This is a genomic window from Streptomyces sp. NPDC051041, from assembly GCF_044456065.1.
Lineage (GTDB): Bacteria > Actinomycetota > Actinomycetes > Streptomycetales > Streptomycetaceae > Streptomyces > Streptomyces glaucus.
In genome coordinates, this window is record NZ_JBITFM010000025.1 from 16,692 (window position 1) to 36,840 (window position 20,149).

Genomic DNA, 20,149 nt, shown 5'->3' on the forward strand with positions numbered 1-20,149 from the left:
CGGGCGTCCCCGGCGGGGCGGACCGTCACGCGGCGCGGCGAGGCCGGTGCGCGGACGACGGGCGGCGGCGTCCGCTCTCCCGCCCGCTCGTTCTCCGTCCGCCCGGGGCCTGGGGATTTCACCCGTTCGGCCGCCACGCCCGGCGGCCGGCCGCGCGGTGGGGGGCGCGCGCCCTGCGCAGTTCGGCGCACCACCCGCCGCCGACGGGGATGAAACACCGCAGCCGTGGCTCTTCCCTGCGGATGCATCGATGCGCAGGCGCGCGGAGACTGGGGATGTCGCCGCGATGACGACCGCCGCGGCGGAGAGGCTTCTGCGGACCGCGCAGGACCGTCGGCCGTGCCCGTCGGCCCCCCGATCGGTGCCCGGCCGCGTCCCGTGGGCGAGTCGAACGGAGAAAGTGATGCACGGACCGACCGAGGGACGATCCCCCCGGCGCGAGAACCCGGACGCTCCGACGAACCGGGTGGGGGCCGCCGTCGTGGGCCTGGGCGGGGCGGTCGCCACCACCGTCGTGGCCGGGGTGGAACTGCTCAGGCTCGGCATCTGCGGTCAGGACGGGCTCCCGCTGGCGTCGCGCACGGATCTGGTGCCCTACGAGCGGCTGGTGTTCGGCGGCTGGGACGTGTCGGCCGACGACCTGGCCAAGGCCGCTCACCTGCACCGCGTCCTGGAACCGGCCCAGATCGAGGCCGCCGCTCCCCGGCTCCAGCAGGTGCGGCCGTGGCCGGCGGTGGCGGACCCGGCCTACTGCCGCGCGGTGACCGGCGCCCATGTCGTGCCGTTCGGCAGTCCGCGCGAGCGCACCGAACGCATCCGGGAGGACCTGCGGCGCTTCCGGGACGAACAGGGCCTGGACGAGGTGGTCGTGGTCAACCTCGCCTCGACCGAGCGCCTGCCCGATCCGGCGTCGCCCGCTCTCGCCTCGCCCGAGGCGTTCGAGGTGGCGCTGGACACCGGTGAGGAGGCGCTCACCCCCGCCATGCTCTACGCCTACGCGGCCCTGCGGGAGGGCATGCCGTACCTGAACTTCACCCCCAGTCGCGCGGCCGACGTGCCCGCGCTGATACGCCTGGCCGAGCGGCGGGGCGTGCCGATCGCCGGCAAGGACGGCAAGACCGGGCAGACCATGCTCAAGACGGTGCTCGCTCCCGCGCTGCGCTCCCGGGCGCTGCGGGTGGAGGGCTGGTACTCCACCAACCTGCTGGGCAACCGCGACGGCCGGGCGCTGGAGGACCCCGACTCCCTGGCCAGCAAGACGGCCACCAAGGAGTCGGTGCTGGACGCGCTGCTCGGCTACCCGGTGGAGGACCACCGGGTGCGCATCGAGTTCTACCGGCCGCGCGGTGACGAGAAGGAGGCCTGGGACAACGTCGACCTCGTCGGCTTCCTCGGCCGCCGGATGCAGATGAAGATCGACTTTCTGTGCCGGGACTCCATCCTGGCCGCTCCGCTGGTGCTGGAGCTGATCCGGCTGCTGGCCGAGGCGCGGCGCCGCGGGGAGCGCGGGGTGCAGGAGCAGTTCGGGTTCTTCTTCAAGGCCCCGATGACCGCCGACGGGAGCGCCCCGGAGCACGCCCTGCACCGGCAGGAGCAGGCGTTGCTGGACTGGCTGGACGGCGGGGGCCGGGCCACGACGAGCGGGCGGCCGTGACCCGGGCCGCTCCCCGCCCCGCCGCGCGGGACGGGGAGGTGCCGCGCGGGGCCCTGCGAGCGGCCGTTCCGCTGCTGCGCGAGATCGGCGACCTCAAGAGGGTGCGCACGGCCGGCAGCGGCGCCTCGGTGGCCGAGCGCGCCTTCTGCCGGTCGTGGGCGGAGCTGGTGCGGGGCGGGGACCCCGGCCGGATCGCCGTGCGCGCGTGCGCGGCCGCCGTGGCCGGGGCGCGCCTGGCGGGAATCGACGGTCCGGTGCTGCGGCGGTGCGGGCTGACGGCCGACGAGGCGGTGGCCGTGCTGGAGCGTTCGATCGGCCGGCACGCGGACCGGATGGGCCCGGTGACGTCCGGTCTGCTGCGCGAGGCGCTGCCGGATGTGGTGGCGGACCCGTACGAGGGCCCGGCCCCGGGGTTCGCGGCGGTGCTGTGCGCCCAGCCCCGGGCCGGCGCCACCCGTCCGGGACGACCGCGGCTGATGGTCGAGCCGCCCGAGAGCCACGGCGACCACTGCTGGGCGGTGGCGGTCTACGGGGTGTTGCTGGCCGAGGCGTTCGGTGCCGCTCCCGGCGACGTCTTCCTGCTCGGTCTGGCCCACCACCTGCACAACGCGGTGCTGCCCGACGCGGGCTTCGCCGGGGAGGAACTGCTCGGCGAGCATCTGCCCGCGGTCCTCGCCCGGTTGACGCGGCAGCAGCTCGCCGCCCTGCCCGGGGCGCTCGCGGCGCGCGTGGAGCCGCTGCTCGCCTCGCGCGAGGGGGCCGGCACCCCGGCCGCCCGGGCCTTCCACGCCGCCGACGTCCTCGACCGCGTCCTGCAGGTCCGCCATCACGCGCGGGCCGCCGCCTTCACCGCCGAGCAGGCGCTGGAGGACCTGGACCTGGTGCATCCCTGCGCGGTGTCCGGCTTCCACCGGGCCGTCCTGGACGCGGCGGAGACGGCGTGAGGGGCCCGGCGGGCCGCGCGACGGCCGCAGACGCGGCACCGGCCGCGGCCGGTCTGGTCAGCCCCGGCAACGGGGCCCCGCTGCGGTCCTGCGGCCCCGGGCTGCTGTCCGACGGCGAGCGGCGCTGGCCCGTCGTGGCGGGCGTCCCCTGGCTGCGCACCGGGCGGGAGGAGCTGCGCGAGCGGGCGGTGCGCCGGATCGAGGAAGGCGATCCGGACGGTGCCGCGCTGGTCCTGCTCGCCGACACCGACGACTGGTGGGACGGTCCGGTCCCCTCCCCGGGCGCGCTGCGCGCCGCGCTGCGGGCGGCCACCCTGCGCGAAGCGGTGACGCTGCTGGGCATGGGCAGGGTCGGGACGTACTTCCTGCACCGGTGGAGCGATCCGACCTGGCTGGCCGTGCTCGCCCTGACCGCCCGGCACTCCCCCGCCGGCCGGCCGGTGCTGGAGCTGGCGTGCGGCGCCGGGCACCTGCTGCGGGAACTGCACCTGCGCGGGCACCGGGACCTGACCGGGATCGACGTGGTCTTCGCCAAGCTGTGGCTGGCCCGGCGCTTCGTCGCCCCCCGGGCGCGGCTGGTGTGCGCCGACGTCACCGCGTCCTGGCCGCTGCTCCCCCCGGGCCGTCCCGCCTACGTGGCCTGCCACGACGCGCTGTACTTCCTGCCCCGCAAGGAGGAGGTGGTGCGCCGCGCGGTGGCGTACGCCGCCGGCGGCGGTGTCGTCCTGGGCCACTGCCACAACGCCCTCCTCCCCGGGCCGGTCGCCGGCCTGCCGCTGGACCCGGCCGGATGGTGCGCGCTGCTGCCGGGAGCCGTCTGCTACGACGACGCCGACCTGACCCGCGCCCTGCTGTCGGAGACCCCTCCCCGGCCGCGCACGCCCGGGGAACTGGCCGGCTGCGAGGCCCTGGCCCTGGTCGGCGCCCCGCCACCGCCGCCCGGGTACGGCCCCCGGTCCCCCGACCGGCCCGTCCCCGGCCGGCCCCTGCGCCCCAACCCGCTCTACCACGACGGTCTGCTGCGCTGGCCGGGGGAGCGCTGGCGGGACGAGTACGGGCCCGGCGCCCGCGCCTACCTGCCCGAGCGCGTCGCCCTCTCCCCCGCCCTGCTCGCCGACGCCCGGGCCGGACGGCTGACGCCGCGGGTGGCCGACCTGGCCCGCCGCCGGGTGCTCCTGGACCTCCCGGAGCGGTGGTGAACGCGCAGGGCGGGCGGGCCGGCGCCGTGTGCCGGTGGGCGATCGCCGGATGCGGGTGGGTGGCCCGGGACCACTTCCTGCCCGGACTGCTGGCGGCCGCCGACGACCGGGCCGGCGGCGCGGCGCCCCGCCTGGTCGCCGTGACCGACGCCGATCCCGCGGCCGCCGCCCTGCTGGCGTCCCGGGCACCCGGCGCCCGGACCGCCGCCGACCTCGCCGCCCTGCTCGCCGCCCACCGGCCCGACGCGGTGTACGTCGCCACGCCCAACCACGCCCACCGCCCCGCGGCGGCCGCGGCCGCCGCGGCGGGGGCCGCGGTGCTGTGCGAGAAACCGCTGGCGGCCGACCTCGCCGACGCCGAGCGGCTGGTCGCCGCCTGCCGGCGGGCCGGGGTCCTGGCGGCGACCGCCTACGACCAGCGTTTCCACCCGGCCCACCGGGCCGTGCGGGAGACGGTGGCCGCCGGTGCCCTGGGCACGGTCACCGCGGTGCGGATCACCTACGGCTGCTGGCTGCCGCCCGCCTGGTCGCCGGACGGCCGCCCGTACGACAACTGGCGGGCCGATCCGGTGCGGGCGGGCGGCGGGGCCGCCCTGGACCTGGCGCCGCACGGACTGGACCTGGCGGGCGTCCTGCTCGGCGGGGACGACGTGGCCGAACTGACGGCGCTGGTGCAGCACCGGGTGCACCCCTACGCGGTCGAGGACGGAGCCGTACTGGCCGGCCGGACCGGTGGCGGGGTGCTGCTCGGCCTGCACGTCGCCTACAACACCCCGGACGCGCTGCCCCGCCGCCGGCTGGAGGTCGTCGGCACCCGCGGGCAGCTGACCGCCGTCGGCACCCTGGGCCAGGACGCCGGGGGGAAGCTGTGGTTCACCGGCGCGCGCACCGCGCGCCGTGTGCCCGTGCCGTTCGACACCGGGGCGTCCCCCTTCGCCGTCCAGGTCCGGGAGTTCTCCTCGGCCGCGGTCGCGGTGCGCGCCGGCCGCCCGGTGCGGCAGGTCTGGCCGTGGCCGCTCTCCCGCGACCTGGCCCTGCACCGGCTGCTGCTGGAGGCGCTGTCCCGCGCCCGCCCGGCCCCGTCCCCGCCGCCGGTCCCGTCCACCGCCGAGGAAGGCCGACGATGACCCTGACGATGTACGCCTGCGCCCACTGCGGGCACTGGCAGCGGTGGTTCGCCACCCCGCCCGCCTGCCCGGTCTGCTGCGACGTGCGCAACGCGCTGCCCGAGGAGGGCTGGGACCTCCCCGACGAGAAGACGGTCGGGGCCCTGCTGAGCGCCGACTGGTACCGGCCCGTGCCGGGCGTCACCGGGTTCCGCACCGTGCCGTCCTTCGGCCTGGGCTCGACGGGCTGGCTGATCGAGGCCGACGGCGGCAACGTCGCCTGGGAGGCCGCCCCCTACTACCCGCCCGACGCGCTGGCCGAGATCGAACGGCTGGGCGGCGTCGCCCGGCTGGGCGCCAGTCACGTCCACGGTTACGGGGCGCTGTGGCAGCTCCAGCGCCGCTTCGCCCCGCCGGTGGTCGCCGTCGGCGTGCGGGACCTGGTGTGGACCAAGGCGTTCCAGGTCACCTGGCCGGTGGACGAGCGCCTGGAGCTGGCGCCCGGCCTGACCGTGCACCGCACCGGCGGCCACTTCCCCGGCCACTGCGTGCTGCACGACGCGCGCCGCGGGATCCTGTTCTGCGGCGACGCCCTCAAGGTCGACCTGGACGGCACCGTGCCGCGCGCCCTGTCCTGCCACAAGGCGTACCACGCCCGGATCCCCCTGTCCCACGACGAGGTGCGCCACTACCGTTCGGTGATCGGCGCACTGGACTTCGAGGCGGTGGCCACCCCCTTCGAGTTCGCCGCCCCGGTGACCACCGCGGACGTCCTGCGCCTGTTCGACCACCAGCTGGCCGGCCGGCCCGACACGGCCGCCCTCCCGCTGGGAGCGGGCCGGTGAGCGCCGCCGGCGAGCACCCGGTGGTCAGGGCCTACCGTGACGCGCTCGCCCCCGGCGAACAGCAGGACTTCGACATCAGCGCCGCCGACCGCACCGGTCTGCCGGTCGTCTCGGCCGACCACCTGGACGCGGCCGGCGTCCGCAAGGGGGCCTGCGGGTACGGGGCGGACCTCGGCCAGGCCCGGGTGGGGGCCTACGGCGAACTCGCCGAGGAGGTGCTGCCGGCCCGGCACCTGGCCCGTATCGGGCGCCGCCGCGCCTCCTACGCGGAGCTGGTGCGCGAGCGCGGCCGGGACCGGGTCGCCGACCCGGTCGGCCTGGTGCTGCCGGCCGGCGCGGACTACGGCCCCGAACGCCCCCTGGAGTGGGTGCCCGCGCGCCGCCACCGCACCGGCGAGGAGGTGCTGGTGCCCGCCGAGTTCGCCGCCTCCTGCGGCTCGGACCTGCCCGGCGGTCCCCCGCCCGGCGGCTGGCTGACCACGCCGGTCACCAACGGGCTGGGCGCCGGGGACACCCCGGAGCGGGCCCTGTCCCACGCGCTGCTGGAGATCCTCCAGCGGGACGGCAACGCCACCGCGCACCGCGCGATGGACCAGGGCGTGGTCATCGACCTGGACGAGGTCGGCGACCCGGTCACCCGCCGTGTCCTGGACCGGCTGCGGGAGGCGGGCGTCGAGGTGCTGCCCAAGCTCGCCTCCACCCAGTTCGGCCTGGCCGACGTCCACGTGGTCGGCACCGACGCCGCCCCGGGGACGCGGGAGGGCGCGGCGGCGCTGGCGCTCACCGCGTGCGGCGAGGCCGCCCACCCGGACCGCGCCGCGGCGTTGCGCAAGGCGCTCCTGGAGTACGCCTCCTCCCGCGCGCGCAAGGTCTTCTTCCACGGCCCGCTGGAGACGGTCGCCCGCATCGCCCCGCCCGGATACCTGGAGCGCGAACTGTCCTCGCCCCTGGCCGAGCAGGAGCCCAGGGCGCTGTCCGCGATGAGGCGGTGGGCCGCCCTGGACGCCCCGCGGCTGCGGGAGCTGCTGGAGCCCACCGTGCTGTCCCGGCGCTCCCGCGTGTCCTTCTCCGCCCTGCCGACCGTGCCGCCCGGCTCGCTGGACGACCCCGCCGTCCTCCTGGCGGACCTGCTGCGGCGGCTGGCGGACTTCGACGTCCTGGTGATCGAGACGGGCGGCCCCGGGGCTCACGCGGTCAAGGCGCTCGTCCCCGGCATGGAGGTGGAGACGATGTCCTACGCGAGGATCGGCGAACGCGGCGTGCGCAGGCTGATGGAGCGCGAGCACCCGCTGGCCGGGGTGGGGCCCGTCCCCCGCCCCGGGGCGCGGCCGGTGCACCTGACGCCCGAGGCCCGCGCCCGGCTGGGCGGCCCGGCCTGGTTCGACGTCGAGGCCGCGCGCAGGACGGTGGGGGCGCTGTACCCCCTCTACCGCGAACCCGACCGGCACGCGCTGGCCCGCACCGCCGCGGGGGCGGTCCGATGACGCCCCCCGCCGGCGGGCTGCGCTACGCCTACAACACCAACGGCATGACCTCGCACCGTCTGCACGACGCGCTGGCGCTGCTGGCCGACACCGGCTACGACGGGGTCGCGCTCACCGTGGACGTGGCCCACCACGACCCCTTCGCGCCGCGCCTGGCCGCCCGCACGGCGGCGCTGGCCCGCCGGCTGGACCGCCTGGGCCTGGGCAGCACCGTGGAGACCGGGGCGCGTTTCCTGCTGGATCCGCGGCGCAAGCACGAGCCGACCCTGATCACCGCCGATCCGGCCGGCCGGGCCCGCCGCCTGGCGTTCCTGCGCCGGTGCGTGGACATCGCCGCCGGCCTGGGCAGCGAGGCGGTCTCGTTCTGGGCGGGCGTCCCGGCGGCGGGCACGGACACCTCCCCGGGCGGGGCGGCGTGGGGCCGTCTGGTGGAGGGGGTGCGCGCGGTCGCGGCGTACGCGGCCGAACGGGGCGTGGTGGCGGCCTTCGAACCCGAGCCGGGCATGCTCGTCGAGGACTGCGCCGGCTGGTCCCGGCTGGCGGCCCTCGTCCCCGGCCTGCGGCTGGCCCTGGACACCGGGCACTGCCTGGTCACCGGCGAACTGACCCCGGCCCAGGCGGTGCTGCGGCACGCCGGGGACCTCGGTGCGGTCGCCGTGGAGGACATGCCCCGCGGCCGGCACGAGCACCGCGCCCCGGGCGAGGGCGACATGGACCTGCCCGCCGTCCTCGGCGCGCTGCGCGCGGTGCGGTACGGCGGGCTGGTGAGCCTGGAGCTGTCCCGCGACGCGCACCGCGCCGACACCCTGGTGCGCTCCGCGCTGGAGGCGCTGCGCGACGCCGAGCGCGCCGCGGCGGGCCGGCGCCGGGACGCCGCCGTCCCGTACGGCGCCGGCGTGCCGGAGGGGGCGCGATGAGGATCTGCTTCGTCTCGCGGCGCTACTGGCCGGCCGTGTCGGGCATGAGCGCCTACGCGGAGAACCTGCTGCGGGCCCTGACCGCGGCGGGCCACGAGGTCACCCTGGTGTCCCAGTACCGCGGCGACCGCGCGGGCCGCGCCGTCTACGGCGGCGGCCCTCCCCCGCCCGAGCGGGTTCCCGACGGGGTGCGCCTGGTGGCGCTGGAGTCCCTGGGCGAGCAGGCCGTGAACGAGGGGCTGCCCGCGGACTTCGAGGCCGACGTGGCCGCACTGCGCGACACGATCGTCGGCCTGCACGCCCGGAAACCGCTGGACGTGCTGCACGCCCAGTACGGCTATCCTCCGGGGCTGGCCGTGCTGGAGGCCTCCGAGCGGCTCGGGGTCCCGGCCGTGGTCTCCGTCCAGGGCGGCGACGGCCACTGGGTCGGCACCTGCTGCACCACCCACCGCACGGCGATCCGCCGGGTGCTGCGGGACGCGCCGGCCGTGCTGATCGGCTCCCCCTCCTTCAGGGCCGAGGTCGCCGCCCGCCACGGGGTGCCGGCCGAGCGTTTCACCGTGATCCCCGGCGCCACCGACACCACCCTGTTCCGCCCCGCGCCCGGACGGCCGCCGGGGGCCCTGGGCGATCCGCCGGTGCTGCTCTACCACGGCCGGATCGACGTGCGCAAAGGCGTCCTGGACCTGCTGGAAGCGGTCCGGCTGCTGCGCGCCGGGCAGCGGCGGCTGCGGCTGCTGGTCTCCGGTGCGGGCCCCGACCTGGACCGGCTGGTCCGGCGGGCCCGGCAGCGCGACCTGGCCGGCACCGTGGAGGTGCTCGGCCCCACCGGCTACCACGACGCACCCGCCGTCTACCGCGAGGGGGACGTCTTCGTCAGCCCCACCTGGGCCGAGGGCTTCTCCAACACCCTCCTGGAGGCGATGGCGAGCGGACTTCCGGTGGTGTCCACCGCCGTGGTCGGCGTGGTGGACTGCGTACGCGACGGCGTCAACGGGCTGCTGGTGCCACCGCGCGACCCCCACGCCCTGGCCGGGGCCGTCGGCCGGATGCTCGACGACGCGCCGCTGCGCCGGCGTCTCGCGCGTACGGCGCTGCGGCAGGTGGCGGCCCGGTGGTCGTGGCCGGTGGCCGCCGCACGCATCTGTGCCGTGTACGAGGAGGTGTGCGCCGCACGGCCGACACCCCGGAAGGCCCCGGCCGGCGGGTCCGCGGCACCCGCCGTGGATCTGTCCTGCCGGTTCCGTCGCACACCCCACCTGCTGTGACCGCGTCCGGGAGCGGTGTCCGCACCGCCGTCGCCGTCAGCCCGCACCTGGACGACGCGGTCTTCTCCGCCGGGGGCGTACTGGCGTCGCTGTCCCGGGCGGGCTGGCGCGTACGCGTCGTCACCTGCTTCACCGCGTCGGTCGCCGATCCCTGCCCCTTCGCCCTGTCCACCCAGCTCGACAAGGGACTGCCCGCCGACGTGGACTACATGGCCGTGCGCCGCGCCGAGGACGCCGCCGCCCTGCGGAGGCTGGGCGTGCTCCCTCCCGTCCATCTGCCGCTGCCCGAGGCCCCGCACCGCGGATACCGCAGCCCGGCGGAGCTCTTCACGCCTCCCCGCCCCGACGACACGGTGGGCGCGCGGCTGCGGCGGCTGCTGCGCCCCCGGCTGGTGTCGGCGGACCTCGTCCTCGCCCCCCAGGGGATCGGCGACCACGTCGACCACCTGCTCACCGCCCGCGCGGTGGCCGCCACCGTGCCGTCCTCGCGGATCGGCTGGTGGCGCGACGTGCCCTATGTCGCGCGCGCGCCGTCGTCCGACACCGGATGCCGACGCGGCCCGCCCGGGGCCGTGAGCGAGGTGACGGTCGACATCGGCGCCGTCCTGGCGGACAAGACCGCCGCGGCACGGTGCTACACGACACAGCTCGGCTTCCAGTTCGGCGGTTCCGGGCGAACCGGCGAGGTCCTGGCCTCCCTGGCCCGTGCCGAGGCCCTGCGCACCGGGGCGCCGTGCGTCTACGGCGAGTCGCTGAGGGCCGGGCGCGCGGCCCGCCGGGTGCTGGCGGGGGCCGTCCGGTCCAGGCTGTTCCGGTGAGGGCGGACGCCCGCGGCGCCCCCGCCGCGGTGGGGTGTCGCAGCGGGGAGCGCGACGCCACCCGCCCAGCGGCCACGCCGAAGAGCCCGGTGCTGCGAGGAACCGGGGGGCGGCTCCGGCGGCGGGCGGGGACCTGTTCCGCGTCGGGGGCGGCGGCGCGGCCGGCCTGCTCCGCGGGCGCGGTGTCTTCCGCGGCCGTCCGGGCGGCCAGGCGCCGCAGGGCGCCGTGGCCGGCGGGCCGGGCCCACCGGACGATCCGGAACGTGCGCCTGGTCCCCGCCCCGGCCGTCCTCCCGTTCCCCGGTGTGGGCGTGCCGGTCGTGCGCCGGCTCCCGGTCAGCCGGCCGGGGAGGGGACGGGGGCGCGCGGGGGGAGGGTGAGGCGGCCGCCCTCCCACCGGGCGCGCAGGCGGCGGTCGTGGGAGACCAGGAGGAGCGTGCCGGGGTAGTCGGCCAGGGCCTGTTCCAGGTCCTCGACGAGCGCCGGGGAGAGGTGGTTGGTGGGCTCGTCCAGCAGGAGGACGTCGCAGGGGCGGCTCAGCAGGCGGGCCAGGGCCAGGCGCCGGCGCTGGCCGGTGGACAGTTCGGTGACGCGGTCCGTGAGGCGTTCGGGGGTGAACAGGCCGAGCGCGAGGAGGCGTTCGGCGTGCTCCTCGGGGTGGCCGGGCAGGCCCCGGGCGTAGGCCTGGAGCAGGGTTTCGCCGGGGCGGCCCGGGCCGGGCTCCTGGGGGAGGTGGCCGATGCGTCCGCGGCGGGTGACACGGCCGGTGTCGGGGGTGACGCGGCCGGCCAGGACGCTCAGCAGGGTGCTCTTGCCGGTGCCGTTGTCTCCGGTGATCAGGAGGCGGTCGCCCGCCTCGACGGTGAGGTCGGTGGGGGCGAGGCGGCCTGCGACGGCGACGCCGGCGGTGGCCAGGACCGTGCCGGTGAGCCGGCCCGAGCGCAGGACGGGGGTGAAGCGGAGCGGCTCGGGCGGCGGGGGGACGGGGTCGGCGAGGAGGCGGCGGAGGCGTTCCTCGGCGTTGCGGACCCTGCCGGCCAGGGACTGCTGGACGCGGCCGGCCGCGCGGTCGTAGGCCATCTTGTTGCCGTCCGTCCTGGCGCGGCCGGGGGCGACGCGGCGGGCGGTGGTCGCGACCGCCTCCCGCTGGGCGGCCACCTCGCTCTCCCACCGGGCGTGTTCCTGCGCCCAGCGCTGCCGGGCCGCCGCCTTCTCGGCCAGGTAGCCGGCGTAGCCGTTGCCGTAACGGGTGACGGTGCGGCGGTCGGCGTCGACCTCCAGCAGGGTGGTGGTGACGCGGTCGAGGAAGGCGCGGTCGTGGGAGACCGCGACGGTGGTGCCGCGCCGCGTGCGCAGGTGGTCCTCGAGCCAGGACAGGGCGGTGGCGTCGAGGTGGTTGGTGGGCTCGTCCAGGAGCAGCACTTCGGGGGAGGCGGCGAGGAGCGCGGCCAGGCGCAGGCGGACCTGTTCGCCGCCGGAGAGGGCGCCGACGGCGCGGTCGCGGGGCAGGTGGGCGAGGCCCAGGCCGTGCAGGGCGCGTTCGACGCGGGCGTCGGCCTCGTAGCCGCCGCGCAGTTCGAAGGCGGTCAGCAGGTCGCCGTACTCGGCGAGGACCCGGTCGTCGCCGGTGCCGTCGGTCATGGCGGCCTCGAGTTCGCGCATGCGGCGTTCCATGGCGCGCAGGTCGCTCAAGGCGTCGTCGACGGCCTGCTGGACGGTGTGGTGCGCGGGGAGCCGGCCGTCCTGCGGGAGGTAGCCGATGCCGCCGTCGGCCTGGACGGTGATCTCCCCGGCGTCCGGCCGTTCCACCCGGGCGAGCAGGCGCAGCAGGGTGGTCTTGCCCGAGCCGTTCTCTCCGATGATGCCGGTGCGTTCACCCGTGGTGAGGGTGCAGCTGACGGAGTCGAGGACGAGACGGCCGTGGTACGACTTCGTGACGGCGCGGGCGCTGATCTGCGTGGGCACGGGGATCCTCCGGGACGTTCGTGAGGGGGGCGGCCCCGGCGGGCCGCGGGGTCGGGTGAGCGTCCGGGAGGAGCATGTCCACCACCACTTCGTTAGTGCGACAAGGGTTGCATTAGGATGCTGTCATGGTGGCCTCGGTGGGAGCAAGCGAGAATTCCGGCGCGGGCCCCGGGTCCGGTCCGGTGGCCGGCGGAGGGCGGTCCGTCCCCCCGGCGCGGCGGCCGGGGGGACGGACCGCTCGGATCCGGGCGCAGGTGCTCCGGGCCGTGCGGGAGCAGCTGGTGGAGCGGGGGTACGACGGACTCACGGTGGACGCGGTCGCGGAACGGGCCGGGGTGCACCGGACGACCGTGTACCGGCGCTGGCGGGACGTGGGCGGGCTGCTGGCCGATGTGCTCGACGCCGCGGGGGACGACGGCTGGCGGCCGCCGGACACCGGGACGCTCGAAGGGGATCTGATGGCCGTCAACGCCGAGGTGGAGGCCGCCCTCGCCGCCGAGCCGGTCACCGCCGCGCTGATCGCGGCCTCGTTCCGCTCCCCGGAGGCCGCCGCGGCGCTGCGGCGGTTCTGGGAGGACCGGTACGCCCGGTGCGCCGTCGTCGTCGAGCGGGCCGTGGAGCGGGGCGAGTGTCCCGGGGGCACGTGCGCGCGGCGGGTACTGATCGCGGCCACGGCGCCCGTCTACCAGCAGATGGTGCTGATACGGGGCGGGACCGATCCGGGACTGGGACGGCAGGTGGCGCGAGGCGTGGCCCTGGCCGCGGCCGCCGGTGCGTTCCCCACCGGAACGGGCGAAGGCGGTCACGGGGTGCCTCACGCTGTGCTGCCGTGAGTCAGCCGTGTCGGCCGGACCAGGTCCCCGGCCGGCCGGCTCGGCGTGCCGGCGGACCTGCCGGGCCGGTACGGACCTCCCGGGTGGTGCACGATCACGTTCGTCCGGGTGGCCGCGCCGATCGGGGCGACCGGGCGGACCAGCGCGCCGGCCCGGTCGTCGCAGTGCTTGCGCGCCTCGCCCCGGGGCCGGCCGGTCACGCCGTGGCCGCCGGGCCGGCGGCCGCTCACCGGCTGCTTCGTGCTGCCGTCCACACCGTGCCGCGGGCCTCGTACTCGAGCATCTCCTCCAGCCCGACCGCGGCGTCCGCGCCGAGTTCCCGGCGCACCAGCCACAGGGCGAGGTCCAGCCCGGAGGTCACCCCGCCGGCGGTGACCAGGTCGCCGTCGTCGACCACGCGGGCGTTCTTCAGCACGCCGCCCTGCCGCTCCAGGTCGGCCCGCGCCCGGTGATGGGTGGTGCAGGGGCGTCCCCGGGTCAGCCCGGCGGCGGAGAGCAGCATCACGCCCGTGCACAGCGCGCCGACGGTCAGGCCCGGGCGGGTCGCGGCGGCCAGTGCCCGGGGCAGGGAGCCCCGCCGGATCTCGGCCCACACCCCCGGGTCCTCGCGGCGCGCGTACCCGCCGCCGGGGACGACGAGGAGGTCCGCCTCCTCGGGGGTCCATCCGTGGTCGACGCGCAGCCTGGTGCCGTAGGCGGCCTCGACGGCGCGGGGACCGTCGAGCGTGACGTAGCGGACCTCCACCTCCCGGTCGGCGAAGTGGCCGGAGGCGGAGAACACCTCGTACGGTGCGGTGAGATCGAGTTCCTCCACCCCGTCGAACAGGACGACGTGCACGCGTAGAGGACGGTCCCGCCCCGGGGTCCGGGAGGCCGTCGCGCCGGCCCGGGCGGCGGCGCCGGCCGTCAGGGTCGCGGCTCCGAGCGCGGTGGTGGCGTGCAGGAGGGTACGGCGGTTCATCTCGGTCGGTACTCCACTTCTCGGGCGGTCACGGGTGGGGGGAGGGCTCGTCCGCCGGGCGGGGGTGCCGGGTCCCGGAAGAGGGCACGGCGCGGGCGTGGTGGCGCAGGTGGCCGACGAGCCGCGGGGTGCCGTCGTCGCCGGCGCGGGCGCCCTGGCCGGTGAGCGGGCCGGACAGCGGACTCGTGCGCGTGGTCCTGCTCAGTTGCCCCAGCGCGCGGCGTCGGCCATGGTCTCCATCCGAGTCCTGTGCGGCGGCGTCGACCTCTCCCGCAGCAGTTCGAACGCGAGGGAGAGGAACGGGGCCTTCTCCGGGCGGTGCCGCGCCTGGGCGACGATCTCGTCGGTGAGGGTGGTGGCCATGGACAGCCGCGGGTAGGCGGCGTGGATCGCGGCCCCGGTGGCGTCGTCGACGAAGTCCGTGTCCCCGCCGAAGTCCATTCCGGTCCCCTGGTGCACCAGGGCGCACAGGGTGCCGCGGCGCTCGGCGACGCCCGGCGTCGTGTGCAGGGCGATGGCCTCCCACACGGCGTCGACGTCGGCGGCGGGCAGGCCCTGCGCGGTGAGGAACTCCGCGGCCGTGTCGGCGCCGTCCACCTCGAACCGCTGGTGGCGGTCGCCCGCCGGCGTCAGGCCGATGTCGTGCAGGACACAGGCCAGGAACAGCAGCTCCGGGTCGTAGTCGCGTCCCGGCTCCGCTCCTTGGTGGTCGGCGCGCAGGCGGGCGAACAGGGCGCTGCGGACGCTGTGGTTGGCGGTCGCGGTGGACTCCGTCTCGCGCACCAGGGCCAGCGCGCGGCGGGCGAGAGGAGTGTCGGGGAGCGGCGGGACGCCGGTGGTCATCACGTCGTTCATGGCATCGATGATCGGCTGCGGCCAACCGCCCGTGACAGTGGCAGACTTGCCTGCGTGCGAGAGGAAACTGCCACCCCCGCCGCGCCGCACCGCGTGGCGGTCCTGGTCCTGGACGGCGTGCTGCCCCTGGACCTGGGCATCCCGGCCCAGGTCTTCATCGCCGTACCCGGTGACCCGTACGAACCGGCCCTGTGCGGACGGGCGGTGGGGCCGGTCCCGACCGCGGCGGGGTTCGCCGTGACGGTGACGGCCGGGCTGGAAGCGGTGCGCGACGCGGACACCGTGGTGGTCCCGGGGTACGCGCCGCACCTGCGGGAGCTCCCGGCGGACGTGCTCGCCGCACTGGCCGAGGCGCACGCCCGGGGCCGGCGGCTGGTGTCCATCTGCACGGGCGCGTTCGCGCTGGCGGCGGCCGGGATCCTGGACGGCCGCAGGGCCACCACCCACTGGAAGTACGCCGACGAACTGGCGGCGCGGTATCCGAGGGTGTCGGTGGACCCGCGTGTGCTCTACGTCGACGAGGGGCAGGTGCTGACCTCGGCGGGTGTCGCCGCCGGCATCGACCTGTGCCTGCACCTGGTGCGACGCGACCTGGGCGCGCGGACGGCGAATCAGGTGGCGCGCGCCCTGGTCTCCGCTCCCCACCGCGACGGCGGGCAGGCGCAGTACATCAAACGGCCGCTGACCCCCGACGCGTGCGGCGTCACCCTCGCACCCACCCGGGCGTGGGCCCTGGCCCGCCTGCACGAACCACTGACGGTCCCCCGGCTCGCCGCACACGCGCACATGGCGCCGCGCACCTTCGCCCGGCGGTTCGTCGCCGAGACCGGCACGACTCCCCTGCGGTGGCTGCTCGCCGCTCGGCTCGACCGCGCCCGGGAGCTGCTGGAGAGCACCGACCTCGGCGTCGACCACATAGCCGACCGATGCGGCCTGGGCAGCCCCTCGAACCTCCGGCTGCACTTCCGGCGCACCCTCGGGACGACCCCCACCGCCTATCGCGCGGCGTTCGCCCGGGCGGCACCGCCGGCCGAGGAGCGTCTCCGCCCCTGACGGGGCACGGCGAGCCCCGACGGCCCGACGGCCGTCGGCACGGACGCCCGGTTTTCCCGGGGCGCCCGCGCATCGGCAACTACAGTGTTGTAGAAGTCTCTTCTGGAGCTTGATCGCTCAACGAGTCGTACCGGGCCGGGCCGGCCGGGCACGGACCGTCGCAGGCACGGAGGAGACAAGGCAGCAGGATGCCGCAGCACCAGGACAACGCAGTCGAAGTCATCGTCCCGTCCGGGCGCCGGCGGGTCGCGCACTACTGCCGCGGCCTCACCGGGACCCGCTGGTTCGCCCTCACCGTCTTCGCCGTGATCCTCGTCAACGCCGCGCTGCTGGGCGCGGAGACGTACTCCGGATTCGTCGCGGAGTGGCACCGCTGGTCGCAGCTCGCCGAGCACGCCTGCCTGGCCGTGTTCACCGTCGAGATCCTGCTGCGCATGGCCGCGCACGCCGACCGGCCCCGGGACTTCTGGAAGGACCCGTGGAACGTCTTCGACCTCGTCGTGGTCCTGTGCGCCTTCCTGCCCGTCGTCCGTGAGAACACCACGGTGCTGCGGCTGCTCAGGCTGGCCCGGGTCCTGCGGACCGCCCGCTTCCTGCCCCAGCTGCGCATCGTGCTCGTCGCGGTCGCCCGCAGCCTGCCCGGCACCCTGAGCTTCCTGCTCGTCGGCGCCCTGCTGCTGTACGTGTACGCGATGGTCGGCTGGGTCTTCTTCGGCCGCCACGACCCCGAGCACTACGGCTCCCTCGGCCGCGCCGTCCTCACCCTCTTCCTGCTGATGACCCTGGACGGCGTCGGCGACGCCGTCCACGCCGGACTGGAGATCTCCCGCTGGAGCCTCCTCTACTACGCCTCCTACGTACTGCTCGCCTCCTTCGTCCTCGTCAACGTCCTCATCGGCGTCGTCCTCACCTCCCTCGACGAGGCCAGGGACATGGACGCGGCGGACGAGGGACAGACGACGGCACGTCACCCCACGCCGCGTCATGCGGGTTCCCGGCACCTGCGTCTGCGCATCGAGGCGGCCCGCCGGGCCCTGGACGACCTGGAGTGCGCCCTCGCCCAGGCCGAGCCGCCCGGAGACGGAGGAAGGCGGCAGACGGTGCCGATCGCGGAAAGACGCGCACAGTGAGGGTTCCCCGAAGACGGCCCGGGGCGGTGGCGTCCGGGGTGCGGGTCATCGGGACGGGCCGGCGGCGCGGCCGGGCGCGGTGACGCTGCCCCGTAGCCGGGGCGGCCCGGCCGGCGCCGCGCCGCCCCGTACGGGCGAACTCGCCGCCGGCCACCGCGGGGTTGATGCTCCACGAGAACGGCCGGAGGCGTTCCTTCTCCTCGGTCATCCGGTTCCGGACGGCGGGAGAAAGCCGGGGAGCGGGAACGCGGTCGCACAACGGCAGGCGTCCGTCGGTCACTGTGCTGTTCAGGGACAATGAACGTTCCCGAGGCGCCGAGCAGGCCGTTCGACGCGGTGCTGTGCGACCTCGGCAACGTGATCCGGTTCTACGACCCGACCCGCGTGGCCAGGCTCGACGTCTGGCCGGGCCGGCCGAGGGGGCAGCCGCGGTTGTGGCCTATGCGCCGGAGGTGGACCTGCCGCTGCTGCTCGGCCGGATCGGTGAGGAGGAGTGGGCGGACTCCCTCGTGCGGAGGCTCGAGCATGAGATCCCGCCGCCGCGGGCCCGCGAGTCGGGAACGGCATTCGCCGAAGCGCCCTTACGGGCGGACAGGACGGTCGTCACCATGCTTCGCCGGATCGGGGAACACGTCCCGCTCGTCCTGGTGACCAACGCGTTCCTGGACCTGGAGGGCGATCCGGAGTCGTTGGGGCTGTCGGACGTCGCGGACCATGTGGTCGGCAGCGCTCACGCGGGGGTGGTCAAACCCGGCCGTGCCATCCACGAGATCGCGGCCGAGCGGGCGGGGGTGGCCGTGGAACGCTGCCTCCTCGTGGACGACACGCTGGAGAACGTCCGGGCCGCGGTCGCCCTGGGGATGACAGGAGTGCGCTACCGCCGACCCGAGGATCTCCGGGAGGCGTCGGCTCCCGCGCTCGGTGGGTGGGAGCGCGCGATCCCGGATGCCTCAAGGGCCGCCGACCCGACGGCCGGCGGCGCCGGGCGAGCCGTCTCAGCGCGGCCGGCGGGTGGGCGTTGTCCGGGATCGGCGCCGGGAACCGGTCGTCGGTGCCGGGCAGGCAGCCCGCAGCCGCTCGTACGCGTGACGGTGCCCGGGGCGCGGTGGAGCCGTGCCGCCGCCATCGCGGACCGGCACTCCGGGCAAGTGCTCCCTAGCCGGGCTGTCCCTGCTCAGGAACGGCCATCTCGCCCAGCAGCGACCAGTCGTCCTGCGGAACGTTCGCGTTCACGATGCGGGGCGTCTCGATCAGGTGGCGCGGCAGCGTCTGCTGCGCGGTCCTGAAGTGCGCCGACTGCACGTGGGCGGCGCCTGCCTCGTCGTCGCGGAAGGCCTCGACCAGGACGTACTCCGTGGGGTCGGTCACGCTCCGCGACCAGTCGAACCAGAGGCAGCCGGGCTCGCGGCGCGTGGCTTCGGTGAAGTCCGCGGTGATGTCCGGCCATTGGTCGGCATATTCGGGACGGACCCGGAACTTGGCGGTGATGAAGATCATCAGGCTCCCTCCATGGACGTGTGTCGACCGTACGGGCCCGACAGGTGGCGAAGACCGGCACGTGCGGCCGCTCCGGCACGGGGTACACCGGCGGCGCCGGGCCGCCGAACAGGCGGTCGCCGGCCCATGCCCGGCGACCGGAACCCTCGGCGACCAGATCGTACGACGTCAGCCGGTCACCGGCAGTCCGCCCACGCCAGGGGAATGCCCGATGAGATGCATTCTCTCGCTCCTCATTCCTGTACGTCCGTTTCTGCACCGGACCGAACCGCAGGGCGACCGCACGGACCCGGACCTCCCGGTCGCGTTCCTCGACGCCGAGCGGCGGTTCACCGGCCTGTGCGACTACACGGACCCGGTGCACGGCGCGGACGCCGTGGTCCGTCCCGGCGACCTCACGTCCGCCCCGGCGCCGCAGGGAGCCACCGTGGACCCGGACCGGCCGGCGGGCCGGGGACGGCCCATGACCTGGTTGTCCCGCGGTCGACGGGGGAATGTGTCGACCTGGGTTCGGCCGGTGTGTTCGGCAGCTCGTGGGACCGCCGGGCAGGAGGCCCGGGCCGGGCCGGGCCGGGAAGGGAAGGACGGCACACGTGGACGCAGCGTTCGCCCGTACGGTCTGGCAGGTCCTGGAACCCCTGCACGCCGTCACGTACTTCGCGCCCGAGAGCCGCGAGGCCAGTCGCGCGGTCGGTCTGCGCGGCTTCTGGATGGGCTACTTCGCAACCCGGGCCGCGCCGCTGGGAGCGGTGGAGGCGGGTGCGGTGGAGGCGGTCTTCTTCAACTTCCACCCCGCCATGGTGCGGCGCGCCGTTCCCGACGCGTGGGGGTTCGCCGCACCTGGGGCCGTGCTCCGCGCCCGCGTCGAGGCGGCCGCCACGGCACTGCGCCGGGTGGCACCGTCGGCGGCGGACGCGGCGGCGGGGGCCGTCCCGCTGCTGGAACGCGTGATCGCCGGCGCGGACGGTGCCGGACGTCCGTTGTTCGCCGCCAACCGCGGCCTGCCCGCGCCCCGGGACCCGGTCGGCGCCCTCTGGCAGGCCGCCACGGCGCTGCGCGAGCACCGCGGGGACGGCCACGTCGCCGTGCTGACCGCCGAGGGCCTGGACGGCTGCGAGGCCCACGTACTCCTCGCCGCATGCGAGGGAGTGCCCGCGGCGATCCTGCGGGACAACCGCGGCTGGTCCGAGGAGGACTGGCAGCGGGCTGTGCACCGCCTCACCGCACGGGGCCTGCTGGAAAGCGGCGGGCACCCCACCGTCGAGGGACGCGGCCTGCGCACCCACATCGAGGCCCGCACCGATGCCCTCGCCGTCCGGCCCTACCAGGTCCTCACCGCGACCGAGGCCGCTCGCCTCCCCGGCCTGCTCCGCCCGCCGGCCGACGAGGTCCTCGCCTCCGGCGTCCTTCCCTTTCCCAACCCCATGGGTCTCCCGGCCCGCCGCACACGACCGTGACCGGTCCGTCTCGTGAGTGATCACGGATGGCCCTCGGCGCCCCGCCCTGGGGGCCGGGGCCCCCGGGGGGGCCCCCCCCCCGCGGGCGCCCGGGGGGGGGGGGGGGCGGGCCCCCCCCCCCACCCCCCCCCGGCCGCCCCCCGCCCCGGCGCCCCCGCCCCCC

18 protein-coding genes and 1 pseudogene are annotated in these 20,149 nt (G+C 76.6%); 14 read left to right on the forward strand and 5 right to left on the reverse strand.

From position 1 onward, the window contains the following. The first annotated feature begins 403 nt into the window (after positions 1 to 403). Genes ACIBAI_RS27240 through ACIBAI_RS27280 form a run of 9 tightly spaced genes read left to right on the forward strand, consistent with a single transcriptional unit; the run spans position 404 to position 10,235 of the window. Positions 404 to 1,654: an inositol-3-phosphate synthase gene (locus tag ACIBAI_RS27240; protein WP_399038278.1), complete on the forward strand. Its 1,251-nt coding sequence runs from the start codon at positions 404 to 406 to the stop codon at positions 1,652 to 1,654. Then, positions 1,651 to 2,598, forward strand: coding sequence for a hypothetical protein (locus ACIBAI_RS27245; protein WP_399038280.1), 948 nt, complete (start codon positions 1,651 to 1,653; stop codon positions 2,596 to 2,598). The genes ACIBAI_RS27240 and ACIBAI_RS27245 overlap by 4 nt, the downstream gene beginning before the upstream one ends. Further along, the gene (locus ACIBAI_RS27250) at positions 2,595 to 3,797 is read left to right on the forward strand and encodes a class I SAM-dependent methyltransferase (RefSeq protein WP_399038282.1); all 1,203 of its coding nucleotides are present in this window, start codon (positions 2,595 to 2,597) and stop codon (positions 3,795 to 3,797) included. The genes ACIBAI_RS27245 and ACIBAI_RS27250 overlap by 4 nt, the downstream gene beginning before the upstream one ends. Then, positions 3,794 to 4,924, forward strand: coding sequence for a Gfo/Idh/MocA family protein (locus ACIBAI_RS27255; protein ID WP_399038283.1), 1,131 nt, complete (start codon positions 3,794 to 3,796; stop codon positions 4,922 to 4,924). The genes ACIBAI_RS27250 and ACIBAI_RS27255 overlap by 4 nt, the downstream gene beginning before the upstream one ends. Further along, positions 4,921 to 5,748, forward strand: coding sequence for an MBL fold metallo-hydrolase (locus tag ACIBAI_RS27260; RefSeq protein WP_399038285.1), 828 nt, complete (start codon positions 4,921 to 4,923; stop codon positions 5,746 to 5,748). Before ACIBAI_RS27255 ends, ACIBAI_RS27260 begins: the two co-directional genes overlap by 4 nt. Next, on the forward strand, positions 5,745 to 7,232 hold the full coding sequence (locus tag ACIBAI_RS27265; protein ID WP_399038287.1) for a YcaO-like family protein: 1,488 nt from the start codon (positions 5,745 to 5,747) through the stop codon (positions 7,230 to 7,232). Before ACIBAI_RS27260 ends, ACIBAI_RS27265 begins: the two co-directional genes overlap by 4 nt. Next, positions 7,229 to 8,149, forward strand: a complete 921-nt coding sequence (locus ACIBAI_RS27270) for a sugar phosphate isomerase/epimerase family protein (RefSeq protein WP_399038289.1) — start codon at positions 7,229 to 7,231, stop codon at positions 8,147 to 8,149. Before ACIBAI_RS27265 ends, ACIBAI_RS27270 begins: the two co-directional genes overlap by 4 nt. Then, the gene (locus tag ACIBAI_RS27275; RefSeq protein WP_399038291.1) at positions 8,146 to 9,417 is read left to right on the forward strand and encodes a glycosyltransferase family 4 protein; all 1,272 of its coding nucleotides are present in this window, start codon (positions 8,146 to 8,148) and stop codon (positions 9,415 to 9,417) included. Before ACIBAI_RS27270 ends, ACIBAI_RS27275 begins: the two co-directional genes overlap by 4 nt. Beyond that, complete coding sequence (locus ACIBAI_RS27280) at positions 9,414 to 10,235, forward strand: PIG-L deacetylase family protein (protein ID WP_399038292.1); 822 nt, start codon at positions 9,414 to 9,416, stop codon at positions 10,233 to 10,235. Before ACIBAI_RS27275 ends, ACIBAI_RS27280 begins: the two co-directional genes overlap by 4 nt. A gap of 336 nt (positions 10,236 to 10,571) precedes the next feature. On the opposite strand, the gene abc-f is transcribed toward ACIBAI_RS27280, so the two are convergent. Further along, positions 10,572 to 12,200, reverse strand: coding sequence for a ribosomal protection-like ABC-F family protein (gene abc-f / locus ACIBAI_RS27285; RefSeq protein WP_399038294.1), 1,629 nt, complete (start codon positions 12,198 to 12,200; stop codon positions 10,572 to 10,574). A gap of 125 nt (positions 12,201 to 12,325) precedes the next feature. Here abc-f and ACIBAI_RS27290 point away from each other — a divergent pair, with 125 nt between their 5' ends. Next, positions 12,326 to 13,033, forward strand: coding sequence for a TetR/AcrR family transcriptional regulator (locus tag ACIBAI_RS27290; protein ID WP_399038295.1), 708 nt, complete (start codon positions 12,326 to 12,328; stop codon positions 13,031 to 13,033). On the opposite strand, the gene ACIBAI_RS27295 is transcribed toward ACIBAI_RS27290, so the two are convergent. From ACIBAI_RS27295 to ACIBAI_RS27305, 3 genes are all read right to left on the reverse strand, one after another. After that, positions 13,015 to 13,287 carry a hypothetical protein gene (locus tag ACIBAI_RS27295; RefSeq protein ID WP_399038297.1) on the reverse strand — a complete coding sequence of 91 codons (273 nt, stop codon included), beginning with the start codon at positions 13,285 to 13,287 and terminating at the stop codon, positions 13,015 to 13,017. The genes ACIBAI_RS27290 and ACIBAI_RS27295 overlap by 19 nt on opposite strands. Next, a complete protein-coding gene (locus ACIBAI_RS27300; protein ID WP_399038298.1) occupies positions 13,260 to 13,994 on the reverse strand; it encodes a DJ-1/PfpI family protein in 735 nt (244 codons plus the stop codon). The genes ACIBAI_RS27295 and ACIBAI_RS27300 overlap by 28 nt, the downstream gene beginning before the upstream one ends. 201 nt (positions 13,995 to 14,195) lie before the next feature. After that, positions 14,196 to 14,849, reverse strand: a complete 654-nt coding sequence (locus tag ACIBAI_RS27305) for an HD domain-containing protein (RefSeq protein WP_399038300.1) — start codon at positions 14,847 to 14,849, stop codon at positions 14,196 to 14,198. A gap of 54 nt (positions 14,850 to 14,903) precedes the next feature. Between ACIBAI_RS27305 and ACIBAI_RS27310 the strand changes: the two genes are divergently transcribed. From ACIBAI_RS27310 to ACIBAI_RS27320, 3 genes and pseudogenes are all read left to right on the forward strand, one after another. Further along, complete coding sequence (locus ACIBAI_RS27310) at positions 14,904 to 15,902, forward strand: GlxA family transcriptional regulator (protein ID WP_399038302.1); 999 nt, start codon at positions 14,904 to 14,906, stop codon at positions 15,900 to 15,902. Positions 15,903 to 16,090: 188 nt separating this feature from the next. Then, the gene (locus ACIBAI_RS27315) at positions 16,091 to 17,032 is read left to right on the forward strand and encodes an ion transporter (RefSeq protein ID WP_399038303.1); all 942 of its coding nucleotides are present in this window, start codon (positions 16,091 to 16,093) and stop codon (positions 17,030 to 17,032) included. Between the two features lie 297 nt (positions 17,033 to 17,329). Beyond that, a pseudogene (locus ACIBAI_RS27320) lies at positions 17,330 to 17,943 on the forward strand (HAD-IA family hydrolase); the annotation flags it as partial. A gap of 244 nt (positions 17,944 to 18,187) precedes the next feature. Here ACIBAI_RS27320 and ACIBAI_RS27325 read toward each other — a convergent pair. Continuing rightward, a complete protein-coding gene (locus ACIBAI_RS27325) occupies positions 18,188 to 18,529 on the reverse strand; it encodes a putative quinol monooxygenase (protein WP_399038305.1) in 342 nt (113 codons plus the stop codon). A 593-nt stretch (positions 18,530 to 19,122) separates the two neighbouring features. On the opposite strand from ACIBAI_RS27325, the gene ACIBAI_RS27330 reads away from it, so the two are divergent. After that, positions 19,123 to 19,986: a hypothetical protein gene (locus ACIBAI_RS27330; RefSeq protein ID WP_399038307.1), complete on the forward strand. Its 864-nt coding sequence runs from the start codon at positions 19,123 to 19,125 to the stop codon at positions 19,984 to 19,986. The last annotated feature ends 163 nt before the right edge of the window (positions 19,987 to 20,149 follow it).

Bases quoted from the DNA above. Each gene is read 5' to 3' on its own strand.
- ACIBAI_RS27240 (WP_399038278.1), top strand. From the start codon at position 404: ATGCACGGACCGACCGAGGGACGATCCCCCCGGCGCGAGAACCCGGAC.
- ACIBAI_RS27260 (WP_399038285.1), top strand. From the start codon at position 4,921: ATGACCCTGACGATGTACGCCTGCGCCCACTGCGGGCACTGGCAGCGG.
- ACIBAI_RS27270 (WP_399038289.1), top strand. From the start codon at position 7,229: ATGACGCCCCCCGCCGGCGGGCTGCGCTACGCCTACAACACCAACGGC.
- ACIBAI_RS27275 (WP_399038291.1), top strand. From the start codon at position 8,146: ATGAGGATCTGCTTCGTCTCGCGGCGCTACTGGCCGGCCGTGTCGGGC.
- ACIBAI_RS27290 (WP_399038295.1), top strand. From the start codon at position 12,326: ATGGTGGCCTCGGTGGGAGCAAGCGAGAATTCCGGCGCGGGCCCCGGG.
- ACIBAI_RS27300 (WP_399038298.1), bottom strand. From the start codon at position 13,994: ATGAACCGCCGTACCCTCCTGCACGCCACCACCGCGCTCGGAGCCGCG.
- ACIBAI_RS27305 (WP_399038300.1), bottom strand. From the start codon at position 14,849: ATGAACGACGTGATGACCACCGGCGTCCCGCCGCTCCCCGACACTCCT.
- ACIBAI_RS27315 (WP_399038303.1), top strand. From the start codon at position 16,091: ATGCCGCAGCACCAGGACAACGCAGTCGAAGTCATCGTCCCGTCCGGG.
- ACIBAI_RS27325 (WP_399038305.1), bottom strand. From the start codon at position 18,529: ATGATCTTCATCACCGCCAAGTTCCGGGTCCGTCCCGAATATGCCGAC.